13 protein-coding genes are annotated in these 15,727 nt (G+C 59.7%); 10 read left to right on the top strand and 3 right to left on the bottom strand.

Annotation, left to right across the window (positions count from 1 at the left end):
* Positions 1-425 precede the first annotated feature (425 nt).
* Positions 426-1,721, bottom strand: coding sequence for a glycine-betaine demethylase subunit GbcA (gene gbcA / locus ACYZTK_RS17460; protein WP_462011025.1), 1,296 nt, complete (start codon positions 1,719-1,721; stop codon positions 426-428).
* A gap of 283 nt (positions 1,722-2,004) precedes the next feature.
* Between gbcA and gbcB the strand changes: the two genes are divergently transcribed.
* On the top strand, positions 2,005-3,105 hold the full coding sequence (gene gbcB, locus ACYZTK_RS17465; protein WP_462011026.1) for a glycine-betaine demethylase subunit GbcB: 1,101 nt from the start codon (positions 2,005-2,007) through the stop codon (positions 3,103-3,105).
* A 125-nt stretch (positions 3,106-3,230) separates the two neighbouring features.
* Here gbcB and ACYZTK_RS17470 read toward each other — a convergent pair whose 3' ends face one another.
* Positions 3,231-4,271: a threonine aldolase family protein gene (locus ACYZTK_RS17470; RefSeq protein ID WP_462011027.1), complete on the bottom strand. Its 1,041-nt coding sequence runs from the start codon at positions 4,269-4,271 to the stop codon at positions 3,231-3,233.
* 131 nt (positions 4,272-4,402) lie between these two features.
* Between ACYZTK_RS17470 and ACYZTK_RS17475 the strand changes: the two genes are divergently transcribed.
* The 8 genes from ACYZTK_RS17475 to fdhA all read left to right on the top strand — a co-directional run bounded on the left by ACYZTK_RS17475 (position 4,403) and on the right by fdhA (position 14,500).
* Positions 4,403-5,119: a TraX family protein gene (locus ACYZTK_RS17475; RefSeq protein WP_462014923.1), complete on the top strand. Its 717-nt coding sequence runs from the start codon at positions 4,403-4,405 to the stop codon at positions 5,117-5,119.
* A gap of 292 nt (positions 5,120-5,411) precedes the next feature.
* Positions 5,412-6,665, top strand: coding sequence for a serine hydroxymethyltransferase (glyA, locus tag ACYZTK_RS17480; protein ID WP_462011028.1), 1,254 nt, complete (start codon positions 5,412-5,414; stop codon positions 6,663-6,665).
* Between the two features lie 23 nt (positions 6,666-6,688).
* A complete protein-coding gene (locus ACYZTK_RS17485; protein WP_007947735.1) occupies positions 6,689-7,939 on the top strand; it encodes a sarcosine oxidase subunit beta in 1,251 nt (416 codons plus the stop codon).
* 14 nt (positions 7,940-7,953) lie between these two features.
* Entirely contained in the window at positions 7,954-8,283 is a 330-nt protein-coding gene (locus tag ACYZTK_RS17490) for a sarcosine oxidase subunit delta (RefSeq protein WP_059407449.1), read from the top strand.
* Positions 8,280-11,297, top strand: coding sequence for a sarcosine oxidase subunit alpha (locus ACYZTK_RS17495; RefSeq protein ID WP_462011029.1), 3,018 nt, complete (start codon positions 8,280-8,282; stop codon positions 11,295-11,297). The genes ACYZTK_RS17490 and ACYZTK_RS17495 overlap by 4 nt, the downstream gene beginning before the upstream one ends.
* Positions 11,298-11,432: 135 nt before the next feature.
* Positions 11,433-12,065 carry a sarcosine oxidase subunit gamma gene (locus ACYZTK_RS17500; RefSeq protein ID WP_462011030.1) on the top strand — a complete coding sequence of 211 codons (633 nt, stop codon included), beginning with the start codon at positions 11,433-11,435 and terminating at the stop codon, positions 12,063-12,065.
* Between the two features lie 168 nt (positions 12,066-12,233).
* The gene (gene purU, locus ACYZTK_RS17505; protein WP_462011031.1) at positions 12,234-13,091 is read left to right on the top strand and encodes a formyltetrahydrofolate deformylase; all 858 of its coding nucleotides are present in this window, start codon (positions 12,234-12,236) and stop codon (positions 13,089-13,091) included.
* A 209-nt stretch (positions 13,092-13,300) separates the two neighbouring features.
* Positions 13,301-14,500: a formaldehyde dehydrogenase, glutathione-independent gene (gene fdhA, locus ACYZTK_RS17510; protein ID WP_247291052.1), complete on the top strand. Its 1,200-nt coding sequence runs from the start codon at positions 13,301-13,303 to the stop codon at positions 14,498-14,500.
* A gap of 105 nt (positions 14,501-14,605) precedes the next feature.
* Here fdhA and ACYZTK_RS17515 read toward each other — a convergent pair whose 3' ends face one another.
* Positions 14,606-14,860 carry a hypothetical protein gene (locus tag ACYZTK_RS17515; protein ID WP_462011032.1) on the bottom strand — a complete coding sequence of 85 codons (255 nt, stop codon included), beginning with the start codon at positions 14,858-14,860 and terminating at the stop codon, positions 14,606-14,608.
* A gap of 279 nt (positions 14,861-15,139) precedes the next feature.
* Here ACYZTK_RS17515 and ACYZTK_RS17520 point away from each other — a divergent pair, with 279 nt between their 5' ends.
* Positions 15,140-15,694 carry a DUF2780 domain-containing protein gene (locus ACYZTK_RS17520; protein WP_462011033.1) on the top strand — a complete coding sequence of 185 codons (555 nt, stop codon included), beginning with the start codon at positions 15,140-15,142 and terminating at the stop codon, positions 15,692-15,694.
* Positions 15,695-15,727: the final 33 nt, after the last annotated feature.

The following is a 15,727-nucleotide window of genomic DNA, read 5'->3' on the forward strand; positions in this document are numbered from 1 at the left end:
TATTTTGTCCCCAGTCCCTGTTGGCGCTTCTGTGGATAAGCTGTTCGTCATCCGTTGTATGCCGCGCAATCCTTGGTCTCCAGATTTTTGATCAATAAGTGATCATGTTCAGTTCTAGGCCTAGCCTGTTGATAACTCACGGATTATCTTGAAAGTTTTAAGGGGGGCAGGCGAAAAATTTCCACTTGTCCCCAATTGCTGTGGGTGGAAGTGTGGATAACTTGTTTGCTGAACGCTCGAAGGCACGCTGCGTATAGGCCTGAACGGAATAGATCATATTTCGTACAGTTCTAGCTGGGGTCAGTGTTGTGGCCGAAAAGATCGCAGCCTGCGGCAGCTCCTACAGGGATCGTGTGCACCGCTGATTTATCGGATACACAAAGAACCCGTAGGAGCTGCCGCAGGCTGCGATCTTTTGATCTTGATTAACCTTGAACAGGGACACCTTTAAGGTATGGCGCGGGTTCAGCACCGAGGTTGTTCAGCAGCCGCTCGCTGTACCAGTCCACAAAATTCACCACACCAAACTCGTAAGTCTTGGAGTACGGCCCAGGCTGATACGCCGTGGAGTTGATCCCGCGCTGGTTCTCTTCCGCCAGACGACGGTCCTGGTCATTGGTGGCATCCCACACCTGACGCATGCGGTCGACGTCATAATCCACGCCCTCAACTGCGTCCTTGTGCACGACCCACTTGGTGGTGACCATGGTTTCCTGCGCGCTGATCGGCCAGACCGTGAACACGATGATGTGGTCGCCCATGCAGTGGTTCCACGAGTGCGGCAGGTGCAGGATGCGCATCGAGCCCAGGTCCGGATTCTTGATGCGGCCCATGAGTTTGGCGCAGCCCTGTTTGCCGTCGAGGGTCATCGACACGGTGCCCTTGAGCAGCGGCATGCGCACGATGCGGTTACGCAGGCCGAAGCTGGCGTGGGCGTAGGGAATCTTCTCGGCCTCCCAGGAAGCGGCGGAGGCGGCGACGTGGTCCTTGAAGGCCTGGTCGGCGCGCGGGTCAGTGACGTCGTCCCATTCCAGCAGGGTTTTCAGCAGTTCCGGATGTGACGCGTTGCAGTGGTAGCACTCGCGGTTGTTTTCCAGCACCAGCTTCCAATTGGCCTTTTCCATCAAGGTGGTGGTGATCGCCACCTTGGTGTTTTCCATGTCGTACGGTTCCATGTAATGGTTCAGCGTCGACAGGAAGTCATCAATGGCCGGCGGGTTTTCCGCCAGGCTGATGAAAATGTAGCCACCCGCAGTCTTCACGTTCACTGGCTTGAGGCCGTACTGCTTCATGTCGAAATCAGAGCCCATCTCGGCGCCGGCGAACAGCAGGCGGCCGTCCAGTTCGTAGGTCCACTGGTGGTAGTGGCACACCAGCTTGGCGACCTTGCCTTTCTCACTGGTGCACAGGCGCGAACCGCGGTGGCGACAGACGTTGTGGAAGGCATGGACCACGCCCTCGGCACCGCGAATCACGATGATCGGGTTCTTGCCGATCTGCAGGGTCAGGTAGTTGCCCTTGGTCGGGATCTCGCAGGTCATGCCGGCGATCAACCACTCTTTCTGGAAAATTTCCTGCATGTCGATATCAAACAGCCGCTCGTCAGAGTAAAACGGCTGCGGCAGGGAGAACGTGCGTTCGCGCTCTTGCAGCATCTGTGCGGTGGCCTTGCGTGCGGGTTCCAGCGGATCGCCCAGGCTGATTTTTGCGGTGACGTCCATCGATTAGATCCTCATGGCCATTCTGTGTGGCCGGCGAAATAGTGGCTGATACGGTTGCTACGCAAGACACAAACAGCGTGTATCTGTTGAAGCGAGTGTGGGGCCGGCGCCCGCCAGAACCTTATCCATGGGCGACATGTCCCAATCTGTTCCCGACGCGTAACCCCCGGTAGTTGGGGGCTGGTCGCGATAAGTATGTGAATGTCGCAGATAGGTAAATGGGTGGTTCGCGCTATACGCAGAATCGCCAACATAAGGCCGACACACGGCTACGGAGAACAGCATGTCCAACAGCTTCCTGAATCCGGTAACCACCCAGACCTGGGCCAATGGTCGACACATCGTCCGTTGCGTCAAAGTCATCCAGGAAACCTGGGACGTGCGCACCTTCTGTTTCATGGCCGATCAGCCGATTCTGTTCTTCTTCAAGCCGGGGCAGTTCGTCACCCTGGAGCTGGAAGTCGAAGGCGTGCCGATCATGCGTTCGTACACCATTTCCAGCTCGCCGTCGGTACCCTACAGCTTCTCGGTGACTATCAAGCGCGTGCCAGGCGGCAAGGTCTCGAACTGGCTGCACGACACACTGCATGAAGGTCAGGAGCTGGCGGTGCACGGGCCGGTCGGGCTGTTCAACGCCATGGACTTCACTGCGCCGAGGGTGCTGTACCTCAGCGGTGGCGTGGGCATCACGCCAGTGATGTCGATGGCGCGCTGGTTCTATGACACCAACGCCAATGTCGACATGGTGTTTATCCACAGCGCCCGTTCGCCGAAAGACATCATCTACCACCGCGAACTGGAGCACATGGCGTCGCGGATCGATAACTTCAACCTGCACCTGATCTGCGAGAAGCATGGCCTGGGTGAACCCTGGGCCGGGTATCGCGGGTATCTGAACCACAAGATGCTGGAACTGATGGCGCCGGACTTCCTCGAGCGCGAAGTGTTCTGCTGCGGCCCTACGCCGTATATGAATGCGGTCAAGCGCATGCTCGAGACTGCGGGTTTCGACATGTCGCGTTACCACGAGGAGTCGTTCGGCGCGACGCCACCGGAAGCCCGTGCGGATGCGGTGGAGCAGGCGGAAATCGCCGCCGACGCACCGGACGTCGACCTGGCGGACCTGCATCAGGTGGAGTTCATTTCCTCCGGCAAGAGCATTCGTGTGGCACCGGGGGAAACCGTGCATGCGGCGGCGGCCAAGCTTGGTCTGTTGATTCCGAAGGCGTGCGGGATGGGAATTTGCGGCACGTGCAAAGTGTTGAAGCTAGGGGGCGAGGTGGAGATGGACCACAACGGCGGGATCACCGAGGAAGACGAAGCGGAGGGGTTCATCCTGTCGTGCTGCAGCGTGCCGAAGGGCGATGTGCGGATCGAGTTCTAAAGCACAGCCTTAGCCCACTGTGGGAGCGGGCTTGCTCGCGAAAGCGTCGGATCAGTCAACATTGATGTCGAATGACACTCCGCCTTCGCGAGCAAGCCCGCTCCCACAGGGTTTCGATATCAGGGTTAGCGCGACATCACTTCGCGGATGTCTGCAGCCAATTCGCGTACGCGCTCTTCTTCAGTGTCCCACGAGCACATGAACCGAGCGCCGCCGTTGCCGATGAAGGTGTAAAAGCGCCAGCCCTTGGCGGTCAGTGCGGTGATGGCCGGTTCCGACAGTTGCAGGAACACGCCGTTGGCCTGCACCGGAAACATCAGTTCCACGCCTGGAATATCGCTGACCAATTCAGCCAGCAATTGCGCACAGCTGTTGGCGTGGCGGGCATATTTGAGCCAGGCGTCGTTTTCCAGGATGCCGACCCACGGGGCCGAGAGGAAGCGCATCTTCGAAGCCAGCTGGCCAGCCTGTTTGCAGCGATAGTCAAAGTCTTCAGCCAGCTTGTGGTTGAAGAACAGAATCGCCTCGCCGACAGCCATGCCGTTTTTCGTGCCGCCGAAGCACAATACATCCACGCCGGCTTTCCAGGTCAGGTCCGCAGGCGAGCAGCCTAGAAAGGCGCAGGCATTGGAGAACCGCGCGCCGTCCATGTGCAGGTTCAGGCCGAGTTCCTTGCAGGTGACGCTGATGGCGCGGATTTCTTCCGGGGTGTAGATGCTGCCGACTTCGGTGGCCTGTGTCAGGGTGACTACACGCGGTTTCGGGTAGTGAATGTCCTGGCGCTTGAGCGCGACTTCGCGGATTGACTCCGGGGTCAGCTTGCCGTTTTCGGTGCGTGCTACCAACAGCTTGGAACCGTTGGAAAAAAATTCTGGCGCGCCGCATTCGTCGGTTTCGACGTGGGCGGTTTCCGAGCAGATCACGCTGTGGTAACTCTGGCACAGCGACGACAGGGCCAGGGAGTTGGCGGCGGTGCCGTTGAAGGCGAAGAACACCTCACAGTCGGTTTCGAACAGTTTGCGGAATTGATCGGATGCACGCGCGGTCCATTCATCGTCGCCGTAGGCGCGCTGGTGGCCGTGGTTGGCCTGCTCCATGGCGGCCCAGGCTTCGGGGCAGATACCGGAGTAGTTGTCGCTGGCGAATTGTTGGCTCTTGTCGGTCATGGCCGGCTTCCGTGATCGAGGCTCTTATGGTGAAGAGCTTCGTGGTCAATGATGGTGCGCACTTTACCGAAGATCGTCCGGGGAGCACACGGGATGTTGCTGTCAGAAAAATACAGGCTTGGCGGACAATTATGCACATGACTCGGCGCGACGGTGCACTCGATCTGCTGAAGTGGCTGGCGCTTCTGAGCATGGTGCTCGATCACCTGCGATATGTCGGCTACTCCGTTGATCTGCTGTTTGTGCCAGGGCGGTTGGCCTTCCCCTGGTTCTGTCTGGCGATGGCCGCCAATCTGGCGCGAGTGGGGTCTACCACCGCCGGCACTCAATGGCGTTATCTGCTGTGGTTGCTGCTGTTCAGTGCTATCAGCGAGATTCCATATCGCTTGTTCATGCCCGATCCCGACACGTTGAACGTGATGCCGACGCTGGTGCTGGGGCTGCTGGTGGCGCGGGGCTGGCAGTGCCCGGCAGTGGCATCACGACTGCTCGGCGCGGGTGCGTTGGTGCTGGGGGCGCTTTTCTCGGACCGGCTGATGTTCGGGCTCTTCGGAGTGCTGCTACCGTTGGCGATGCTACTGGTGTTTAAGCGGACGTGGTATTTCAGCCTGTTGCCGGGGCTGGTGTGTCTGGCGGGTAATCAGTGGCAGGTGCTGTATCCGGCGGCCTTGTTCGGCAACAGTGCGGCGATCTTGGGTATGGCGGCTTGCCTGATTGCGCCATTGCTGGGGCTGTTGCTGTTGCGACATGCCCGACACCTGCAACCACCGCCGATGCGGCGTTGGGCGTATGCACTCTATCCCGCGCATTTCCTCATCCTGTTACTCGTCCGCCAAATCGCCACCTAGCCCCTGTAGGAGCTGCCGAAGGCTGCGATCTTTTGATCTTTTAAAAAGCAAAAATCAAAAGATCGCAGCCTTCGGCAGCTCCTACATAGGCCGCGCGAATTCAGTGCTTTGCGGTTGCTTCACCGGTGATTAAAGGTCGCTCTCAGGATGCATGTCGTAAACGCACCTTTGCGTGGCGTCCGTAGGCATTTGACCTGTCTGCGCCGGTCATACCATCGCTATCAAAGGGCACTGCCGAAACGCTGTGCCTCACCGAGACGAATGGCGCACAGATGCCGCTGGGAGAGACGCGATGTTCAGCAAGCAAGACCAGATCCAGGGTTACGACGATGCACTGCTGGCGGCGATGAATGCCGAGGAGCAACGTCAGGAAGATCATATCGAGCTGATCGCGTCGGAGAACTACACCAGCAAGCGCGTGATGCAAGCGCAAGGCAGCGGCCTGACCAACAAATACGCCGAAGGTTATCCGGGCAAGCGCTACTACGGTGGCTGTGAGCACGTGGACAAAGTCGAAGCCTTGGCCATCGAACGCGCCAAGCAACTGTTCGGCGCCGATTACGCAAACGTCCAGCCGCACTCCGGCTCCTCGGCCAACAGCGCCGTGTACCTGGCCCTGCTGAACGCCGGCGATACCATTCTCGGCATGAGCCTGGCCCATGGCGGTCACCTGACCCACGGCGCCAAAGTGTCGTCCTCGGGCAAGTTGTATAACGCTGTGCAGTACGGCATCGACACCAGGACCGGCCTGATCGACTACGACGAAGTCGAGCGCCTGGCCGTTGAATCCAAGCCGAAGATGATCGTTGCCGGTTTTTCTGCTTACTCGAAGACTCTCGACTTCCCGCGCTTCCGTCAGATCGCCGACAAAGTCGGTGCCTTGCTGTTCGTTGACATGGCCCACGTCGCTGGTCTGGTCGCAGCCGGCCTGTACCCGAACCCGCTGCCATACGCCGACGTGGTCACCACCACCACCCACAAGACCCTGCGCGGTCCACGTGGTGGCCTGATCCTGTGCAAGTCCAACGAAGAAATCGAGAAGAAGCTCAATTCGGCCGTGTTCCCGGGTGCCCAGGGCGGCCCGCTGATGCACGTGATTGCCGGCAAGGCAGTGTGCTTCAAGGAAGCGCTGGAGCCAGGCTTCAAGGCTTATCAACAACAAGTGATCGACAACGCCCAGGCCATGGCCGGCGTGTTTATCAATCGCGGCTACGATGTAGTGTCCGGCGGCACCGATAATCACCTGTTCCTGGTCAGCCTGATTCGTCAGGGCCTCACCGGCAAGGAAGCGGATGCAGCACTCGGTCGCGCCCACATCACCGTCAACAAGAACGCTGTTCCGAATGATCCACAGTCGCCGTTCGTGACTTCCGGCCTGCGCATCGGCACCCCGGCGGTGACCACTCGCGGCTTCAAGGTGACCCAGTGCGTGACGCTGGCCGGCTGGATCTGCGACATCCTCGACAACCTCGGCGACGCCGATGTCGAGGCCAATGTCGCGCAGCAAGTGACGGCCTTGTGCGCGGACTTCCCGGTTTATCGCTGAGCGCGGTTTTGGAGTAAATGACTATGCAACGGTATTCGGGCTTCGGCCTCTTCAAACACTCCCTCAGCCATCACGAAAACTGGCAGAAAATGTGGCGCACGCCGACCCCTAAAAAGGTCTATGACGTGGTCATCGTCGGCGGTGGCGGGCATGGTCTGGCGACCGCCTACTACCTGGCCAAGGAACACGGCATTACCAACGTGGCCGTGGTCGAGAAAGGCTGGTTGGGCGGCGGTAACACCGCGCGCAACACCACCATCGTTCGCTCCAACTACCTGTGGGACGAGTCGGCGCACCTGTACGAACACGCGATGAAACTTTGGGAAGGCCTGTCCCAGGACCTGAACTACAACGTGATGTTCTCCCAGCGCGGCGTCTACAACCTGTGCCACACCCTGCAGGACATTCGTGATTCCGAGCGTCGGGTCAGCGCCAACCGCCTCAACGGCGTCGACGGCGAACTGCTCGATGCCAAGCAAGTGGCCGACGAGATCCCGTACCTCGACTGCTCGAAGAACACCCGCTACCCGGTAATGGGCGCAACCGTTCAGCGCCGTGGCGGCGTGGCCCGTCACGATGCCGTGGCCTGGGGCTTTGCCCGTGCCGCTGACGCCTTGGGCGTGGACCTGATCCAGCAGACCGAAGTGATCGGTTTCCGCAAGGAAAACGGCGTATGCATCGGCGTTGAAACCAACAAGGGTTTCATCGGCGCCAAGCGCGTCGGTGTGGTCACGGCCGGTAACTCCGGGCACATGGCCAAGCTCGCCGGTTTCCGCCTGCCGATCGAGTCCCACCCGCTGCAAGCGCTGGTGTCCGAGCCGATCAAGCCGATCATCGACAGCGTCATCATGTCGAACGCCGTACACGGTTACATCAGCCAGTCCGACAAGGGCGATCTGGTGATCGGCGCCGGTATCGACGGCTACAACGGCTACGGCCAGCGTGGTTCGTACCCGGTGATCGAGCACACCATCCAGGCCATCGTCGAGATGTTCCCGGTGCTGTCCCGTGTGCGCATGAACCGGCAGTGGGGCGGCATCGTCGACACCACCCCGGACGCCTGCCCGATCATCTCGAAAACCCCGGTGCCGAACATGTTCTTCAACTGCGGTTGGGGCACCGGCGGCTTCAAGGCTACACCTGGCTCGGGCAACGTATTTGCCGCGAGTCTGGCCAAGGGTGAAATGCACCCGCTGGCCGCACCTTTCTCCATCGACCGTTTCCACAACGGTGCGTTGATCGATGAACACGGCGCTGCTGCGGTTGCCCACTAACAGGAGAAATCCCCATGTTGCATATCTTCTGTCCTCACTGCGGCGAGCTGCGCTCCGAAGAGGAATTCCACGCATCCGGCCAGGCGCACATTCCGCGTCCACTGGACCCGACGACCTGCACCGACGAGGAGTGGGGCGACTACATGTTCTTCCGCGATAACCCTCGCGGCCTGCACCACGAGCTGTGGGATCACGTCGCCGGTTGCCGCCAGTACTTCAATGCCACTCGCGACACTGTGACCTACGAGATCCTCGAGACCTACAAGATCGGCACCAAGCCACAATTCACCGACAAGACCGACAGCCCGAAAGCGGCCGCCACGGCTCTGGGAGAGAAGGTATGAGCCAGATCAATCGCCTGTCCAATGGCGGACGAATCGACCGCAACAAAGTCCTCAGCTTCACCTTCAACGGCCAGAGCTACAAAGGTTTTGAAGGTGACTCCCTGGCCGCTGCGCTGATTGCCAACGGGGTGGATATTATCGGTCGCAGCTTCAAGTATTCGCGTCCGCGCGGCATCTTTGCTGCAGGCGCGGAAGAGCCAAACGCAGTGCTGCAGATCGGCGCTACCGAAGCCACCCAGATTCCGAACGTGCGCGCCACGCAACAAGCGCTGTACCAAGGCCTGGTCGCCACCAGCACCAACGGCTGGCCGAGCGTCAACAACGACATGATGGGCATCCTCGGCAAGGTCGGCGGCAAGCTGATGCCGCCGGGTTTCTACTACAAAACCTTCATGTACCCGCAATCGTTCTGGATGACTTACGAAAAGTACATCCGCAAGGCTGCAGGCCTGGGCCGCTCGCCGACTGAGAACGATCCGGACACCTACGACTACATGAACCAGCACTGCGACGTGCTGATCGTCGGTGGTGGGCCTGCTGGCCTGGCCGCCGCGTTGGCCGCCGCGCGCAGCGGTGCCCGCGTGATCCTCGCCGATGAGCAGGAAGAGTTCGGTGGCAGCCTGCTCGACTCCCGCGAAAGCCTCGACGGCAAGCCGGCTGTGGAGTGGATCGCCAGCGTCATCGACGAACTGAAGAACACCCCGGACGTGCTGCTGTTGCCGCGCGCCACGGTCAACGGTTACCACGACCACAACTTCCTGACGATTCACGAACGCCTCACCGATCACCTCGGCGACCGTGCACCGATTGGCCAGGTGCGTCAGCGCATTCACCGCGTTCGCGCCAAGCGTGTGGTGCTGGCGACCGGAGCGCATGAGCGTCCGCTGGTCTACGGCAACAACGACGTGCCGGGCAATATGCTCGCCGGCGCCGTTTCGACCTACGTGCGCCGTTATGGCGTGGCCCCAGGCAAGAAGCTGGTGCTGTCGACCAACAATGATCACGCGTATCGCGTAGCGCTGGATTGGCTCGACGCCAGCCTGCAAGTCGTGGCAATCGCTGATGCCCGCAGCAACCCGCGCGGTGCGCTGGTGGAAGAAGCGCGCGCCAAGGGCATTCGCATTCTCACCGGCAGTGCCGTGATTGAGGCCCGTGGCACCAAGCGCGTTACCGCGGCCCGAGTTGCCGCGATCGACGTCAAAGGGCATAAAGTCAGCAGCCCCGGGGAATGGCTGGACTGCGACCTGGTTGCCAGCTCCGGCGGCTACAGCCCGGTGGTGCACCTGGCTTCGCACCTGGGTGGCAAGCCGACCTGGCGCGAAGACATCCTCGGTTTTGTACCGGGCGAAGCGCCGCAGAAACGCGTTTGCGTCGGTGGTATTAATGGCGTCTACGGTCTTGGTGATTCCCTGGCCGATGGTTTTGAAGGCGGCGCCCGTGCTGCCAGCGAAGCGGGTTTTGGTGTGGTTGAAGGCACCTTGCCGAAAGCCCTGAGCCGCCTCGAAGAGCCGACCCTGGCGCTGTTCCAGGTGCCTCACGAGAAAAATTCCGCCCGTGCGCCGAAGCAATTCGTCGACTTCCAGAACGACGTCACGGCTGGCGGCATTGAACTGGCGACCCGTGAAGGTTTCGAGTCGGTAGAGCACGTCAAACGATACACCGCGCTGGGCTTCGGCACCGACCAGGGCAAGTTGGGCAACGTCAACGGCCTGGCTATCGCCGCCCGTTCGTTGAACGTGACCATCCCGCAGATGGGCACCACCATGTTCCGCCCGAACTACACGCCAGTGACTTTTGGCGCCGTGGCCGGTCGTCACTGTGGGCACATCTTCGAGCCAGTGCGTTTCACTGCACTGCATCACTGGCACGTGAAAAACGGCGCCGAATTTGAAGATGTCGGCCAATGGAAACGTCCATGGTACTTCCCGAAAAACAGCGAAGACCTGCACGCTGCGGTGAAGCGTGAATGCAAGGCCGTGCGCGACAGCGTCGGCCTGCTGGACGCTTCGACCCTGGGCAAGATCGACATCCAGGGCCCGGACGCCCGTGAGTTCCTCAACCGCATCTACACCAACGCCTGGACCAAGCTCGATGTGGGCAAGGCGCGTTACGGCCTGATGTGCAAAGAAGATGGCATGGTGTTCGATGACGGCGTAACTGCATGTCTGGCAGACAACCATTTCGTCATGACCACCACCACTGGTGGCGCCGCACGGGTACTGCAATGGCTGGAAATCTACTCGCAGACTGAATGGCCGGAGTTGAAGGTGTACTTCACTTCCGTGACCGATCACTGGGCAACCATGACCCTGTCCGGGCCGAACAGCCGCAAGCTGCTCAGCCAGGTCACCGATATCGACCTGAGCAACGAAGCCTTCCCGTTCATGACCTGGAAAGAAGGCCTGGTCGGTGGCGTGCCGGCGCGGGTATTCCGGATTTCGTTTACCGGTGAGCTGTCGTACGAAGTCAACGTGCAGGCCGACTACGCGATGGGCGTGCTGGAAAAAATTGTCGAAGCCGGCAAGCAGTACAACCTGACACCGTACGGCACCGAAACCATGCACGTGTTGCGGGCCGAAAAGGGCTTCATCATCGTTGGGCAGGACACCGACAGCTCGATGACCCCGGATGACTTGAACATGGGCTGGTGCGTAGGCCGCACCAAACCGTTCTCCTGGATCGGCTGGCGAGGCATGAACCGCGAAGACTGTGTGCGTGACCAGCGTAAACAGCTGGTGGGCCTCAAGCCGATCGATCCGACCCAGTGGCTGCCGGAGGGCGCGCAACTGGTGTTCAACACCAAGCAGGCGATTCCGATGACCATGGTGGGTCACGTGACTTCCAGTTACCTGCACAACTCCCTGGGCTATTCGTTTGCCATGGGCGTAGTGAAGGGCGGCCTGGGCCGCATGGGCGAACGGGTATTCGCGCCGTTGGCGGATGGCAGCGTGATCGAGGCGGAAATTGTTTCTTCGGTGTTCTTCGATCCGAAAGGCGAGCGCCAGAACGTTTAATCACACAGCCCCTGTGGGAGCAAGGCTTGCCCGCGATGAACGATGACGCGGTGTCTCAGCCGAACCGCGTCGCCCCAATCGCGGGCAAGCCTTGCTCCCACAGGCGTGTAGTCCTAATTCAGGAACAGGTGCTTTATGACCACAGCCAATGTGTACCAACAACGCCCAACCACCGGCGCCAAGGCCGAGTCGTCGCTGCACCATGCCGACCTCGCCAGCCTGGTCGGCAAGGGCCGCAAGAACGCCGGCGTGATCGTGCGTGAGAAAAAACTTCTCGGCCACCTGACCATTCGTGGCGACGGCCACGACCCTGCGTTTTGCGCCGGCGTGCACAAGGCCCTCGGCATTGAATTGCCAGGCGCCCTGAGCGTGATCGTCAAAGGCGAAACCAGCCTGCAGTGGATGGGCCCGGATGAATGGTTGCTGATCGTGCCGACCGGTGAAGAGTTCGCCGCCGAGCAAAAACTTCGCGAAGCGCTGGGCGACTTGCACATCCAGATCGTCAACGTCAGCGGCGGCCAGCAGATCCTCGAACTGAGCGGCCCGAACGTGCGCCAGGTATTGATGAAGTCCACCAGCTACGACGTGCATCCCAACAGCTTTCCGGTGGGCAAGGCCGTCGGCACGGTGTTCGCCAAGTCGCAACTGGTGATCCGCCACACCGCCGAAGACACCTGGGAACTGCTGATCCGCCGCAGCTTCTCGGATTACTGGTGGTTGTGGTTGCAGGATGCGGCGGCCGAGTACGGCCTTAGCGTTCAGGCTTGATCAACCCCGCCATGGAGGCGATCACGTGTGGGAGCGAGCCTGCTCGCGAAGGACTTGAGGGCGACGCGTTAAATCAGAATTTACGCGTCATCGTTCACGTCCATCGCGAGCAGGCTCGCTCCCACAGGGGGGTGTTTTCATTACCGATTCAACAGGAGTCACCGCACTATGAGCCGCGCCCCAGACACATGGATTCTGACCGCCGACTGCCCAAGCGTCCTCGGCACTGTGGACGCGGTGACGCGCTTTCTGTTCGAGCAGGGCTGCTACGTCACCGAACACCACTCCTTCGACGATCGCCTTTCCGGGCGTTTTTTCATTCGGGTGGAATTCCGCCAGCCTGACGGCTTTGATGAACAATCATTCCGCGCCGGGTTGCAGGAACGTGGTGAAGCCTTCGGCATGCTCTTCGAACTGACGGCGCCGAATTACCGGCCGAAAGTAGTGATCATGGTCTCCAAGGCCGATCATTGCCTCAACGATTTGCTCTACCGCCAGCGCATCGGTCAGCTGTCCATGGATGTGGCCGCGGTGGTCTCCAACCACCCCGACCTCAAGCCGTTGGCCGACTGGCACCAGATCCCGTATCACCACTTCCCGCTGGACCCGAATGACAAGCCATCCCAAGAGCGGCAGGTGTGGCAGGTGATCGAAGAGTCCGGCGCGGAGCTGGTAATTCTTGCCCGCTACATGCAGGTCCTCTCTCCGGAGCTGTGCCGCAAACTTGATGGCAAGGCGATCAACATCCATCACTCCCTGCTCCCCGGTTTCAAGGGTGCCAAGCCGTATCACCAGGCTTATAACAAGGGCGTGAAACTGGTCGGCGCGACCGCGCACTACATCAACAACGACCTTGATGAGGGGCCGATCATTGCCCAGGGCGTGGAGGCGGTGGATCACAGTCATTATCCGGAAGACCTGATCGCCAAGGGGCGCGATATTGAAGGGCTGACGCTGGCGCGGGCTGTTGGGTATCACATTGAGCGGCGGGTGTTTCTCAACGCGAACAGAACCGTCGTTCTTTAGATCGCCATCGCGAGCAGGCTCGCTCCCACAGGGATTTGCGTCTGCCCGCGAATCCCGGTCACACCAAAGATCAACTGTGGGAGCGAGCCTGCTCGCGATGAGGCCCTCAAATACAACGTAAAGAGACACAGGCAATAACCCGAGCAATCAACGCGCCGCCGCTCCATGACGACGCGACCGCTACATAAAAACAACAGCGAGGTGAAAGCATGTCTGGCAATCGTGGTGTGGTGTATCTCGGCAACGGCAAAGTCGAAATACAGAAAATCGACTATCCGAAAATGCAGGACCCGCGCGGCAGAAAGATCAACCACGCTGTCATCCTGCGTGTGGTTTCCACCAATATCTGTGGCTCCGATCAACACATGGTGCGCGGGCGTACCACTGCGCAAACCGGCCTGGTGCTGGGTCACGAAATCACCGGTGAAGTGATCGAAAAGGGCAGCGACGTCGAGAACCTGCAGATCGGCGACCTGGTGTCCGTACCGTTCAACGTGGCTTGCGGGCGCTGCCGCTCCTGCAAGGAAATGCACACCGGCGTCTGCCTCAGCGTCAACCCGGCGCGCCCAGGCGGCGCCTATGGTTATGTCGACATGGGCGACTGGACCGGTGGCCAAGCGGAATACGCGCTGGTGCCGTACGCAGACTTCAACCTGCTGAAACTGCCTGATCGCGATCGCGCGATGGAAAAAATCCGCGACCTGACCTGCCTATCCGACATTCTGCCGACCGGCTACCACGGCGCTGTCACTGCCGGCGTGGGCCCTGGCAGCACCGTTTACATCGCGGGTGCCGGGCCGGTTGGACTTGCTGCTGCTGCATCAGCTCGCTTGCTGGGTGCTGCGGTAGTGATCATCGGCGACGTCAACACCGTCCGCCTGGCGCACGCCAAGGCCCAGGGTTTCGAAATCGCCGACCTGTCCCTGGATACCCCGCTGCACGAACAGATCGCCGCATTGCTGGGTGAGCCTGAAGTGGACTGCGCCGTCGACGCCGTTGGCTTCGAAGCACGTGGTCATGGTCATGACGGGGTGAAACACGAAGCTCCGGCCACTGTGCTCAACTCGCTGATGGGCGTGGTGCGTGTTGCCGGCAAAATCGGCATCCCGGGCCTGTACGTGACCGAGGATCCTGGTGCAGTCGATGCCGCTGCAAAAATGGGCAGCCTGAGCATTCGATTCGGTCTGGGCTGGGCGAAATCCCACAGCTTCCACACCGGCCAGACACCAGTGATGAAGTACAACCGCCAGCTGATGCAGGCGATCATGTGGGATCGCATTCATATTGCCGACATCGTTGGTGTAGAGGTTATTAGCCTGGACGATGCGCCACGTGGGTATGGCGAGTTTGATGCGGGTGTGCCGAAGAAGTTTGTGATTGATCCGCATAAGTTGTTTAGTGCGGCGTAAGGCTTAACGCAAAAAAAAACGGCGGCCCCAGGGTCGCCGTTTTAATTATAATTTTAATTTCGGATGTCAGCTAACGAATATTTAATCAAGATTGTGTGAGGGTGGTCATTTTGGGAAAACCGCCAGCGGTGCGTCTGGATCCAAAAAACCAGGCCTGCAGATCCCTGAGCCATTATTGACTACAAATGCAGCAACGTCGTCATCAACTCGATTGGGCGTTAAATTAATTTCGATGGGGTAGGCGTGGTACTTGGCTCTGAGCATCTCCTTCGCTTCGGTGGGTGTATTGGCTTTGATAGAGCCACGGTGTTTGTTTTCCGGAGTGTCTTTATAAAAAACTTCATAGCTGTACGTGAACATCGATGCATACCTCTGTAGATGTACCTGCGTCTTCGATATTGAACAAACCGATTTGATGCGGCTACTGTCATAGTTGACAGTTGTTTAGACTTTGTTGAAGTTTGCAACCTATTACTTATAGGTTTTCGAGATCACAATTGTCCGCCCGTGGTTGGTCTGAGTTGCGATGAGGGGTTGAAAAAGGGCACATGCCTGAGGAACATGTCCGCTGTTGCGAGGTCAAATCGGCAACTGTGCGACCGCTTGTTCGGCCGCTTCATGGCACAAGAGGATGTCTGAATGAAGATTTCACGTGGTTTTGTACTGGCGTCCCTGATGAGTCTGGCGGCCAGCCCGGTCTTCGCTCAGTTCAACCTGAACGATGCGGCCAATGCCATTTCCGGGATGCAGGGCGGTGACAAGGCCGCTGCAGCTGCACCGACATCGGAAACAGCCGGTCTGCTCAGCGCGCTTAGCCAGTTGAACGTGACGCCTCAGCAAGCTGTTGGCGGGACCGGGGCGATGCTGGGGCTGGCGAAGAACCAACTGAGTTCGACCGACTATTCGCAACTGGCCAAGAGCGTTCCGGGGATCGACAAGTTGTCTGGCGGCGGTGAACTGGGCGCGCTGGCCGGTTTGCTCGGCTCGAACGGCAAGGCTGCGGGGTTGGACAATGCCCTCGGCAACGTCAAGGACACCAACGACCTGAACAACGCCTTCAGCGCCTTGGGCATGGACACCGGCATGATCGGCCAGTTCGCACCGGTGATCCTGCAGTATCTGGGTCAACAGGGCGTTGGTGGTTCGCTGCTACAAAGCCTGGGCGGAATCTGGGGCGCCGGCACCGGTAGCTGATTCAGCGGCGCCCGGCGCGCAAGGCGTCGGTGC

Source organism: Pseudomonas sp. LB3P31 (assembly GCF_054897945.1).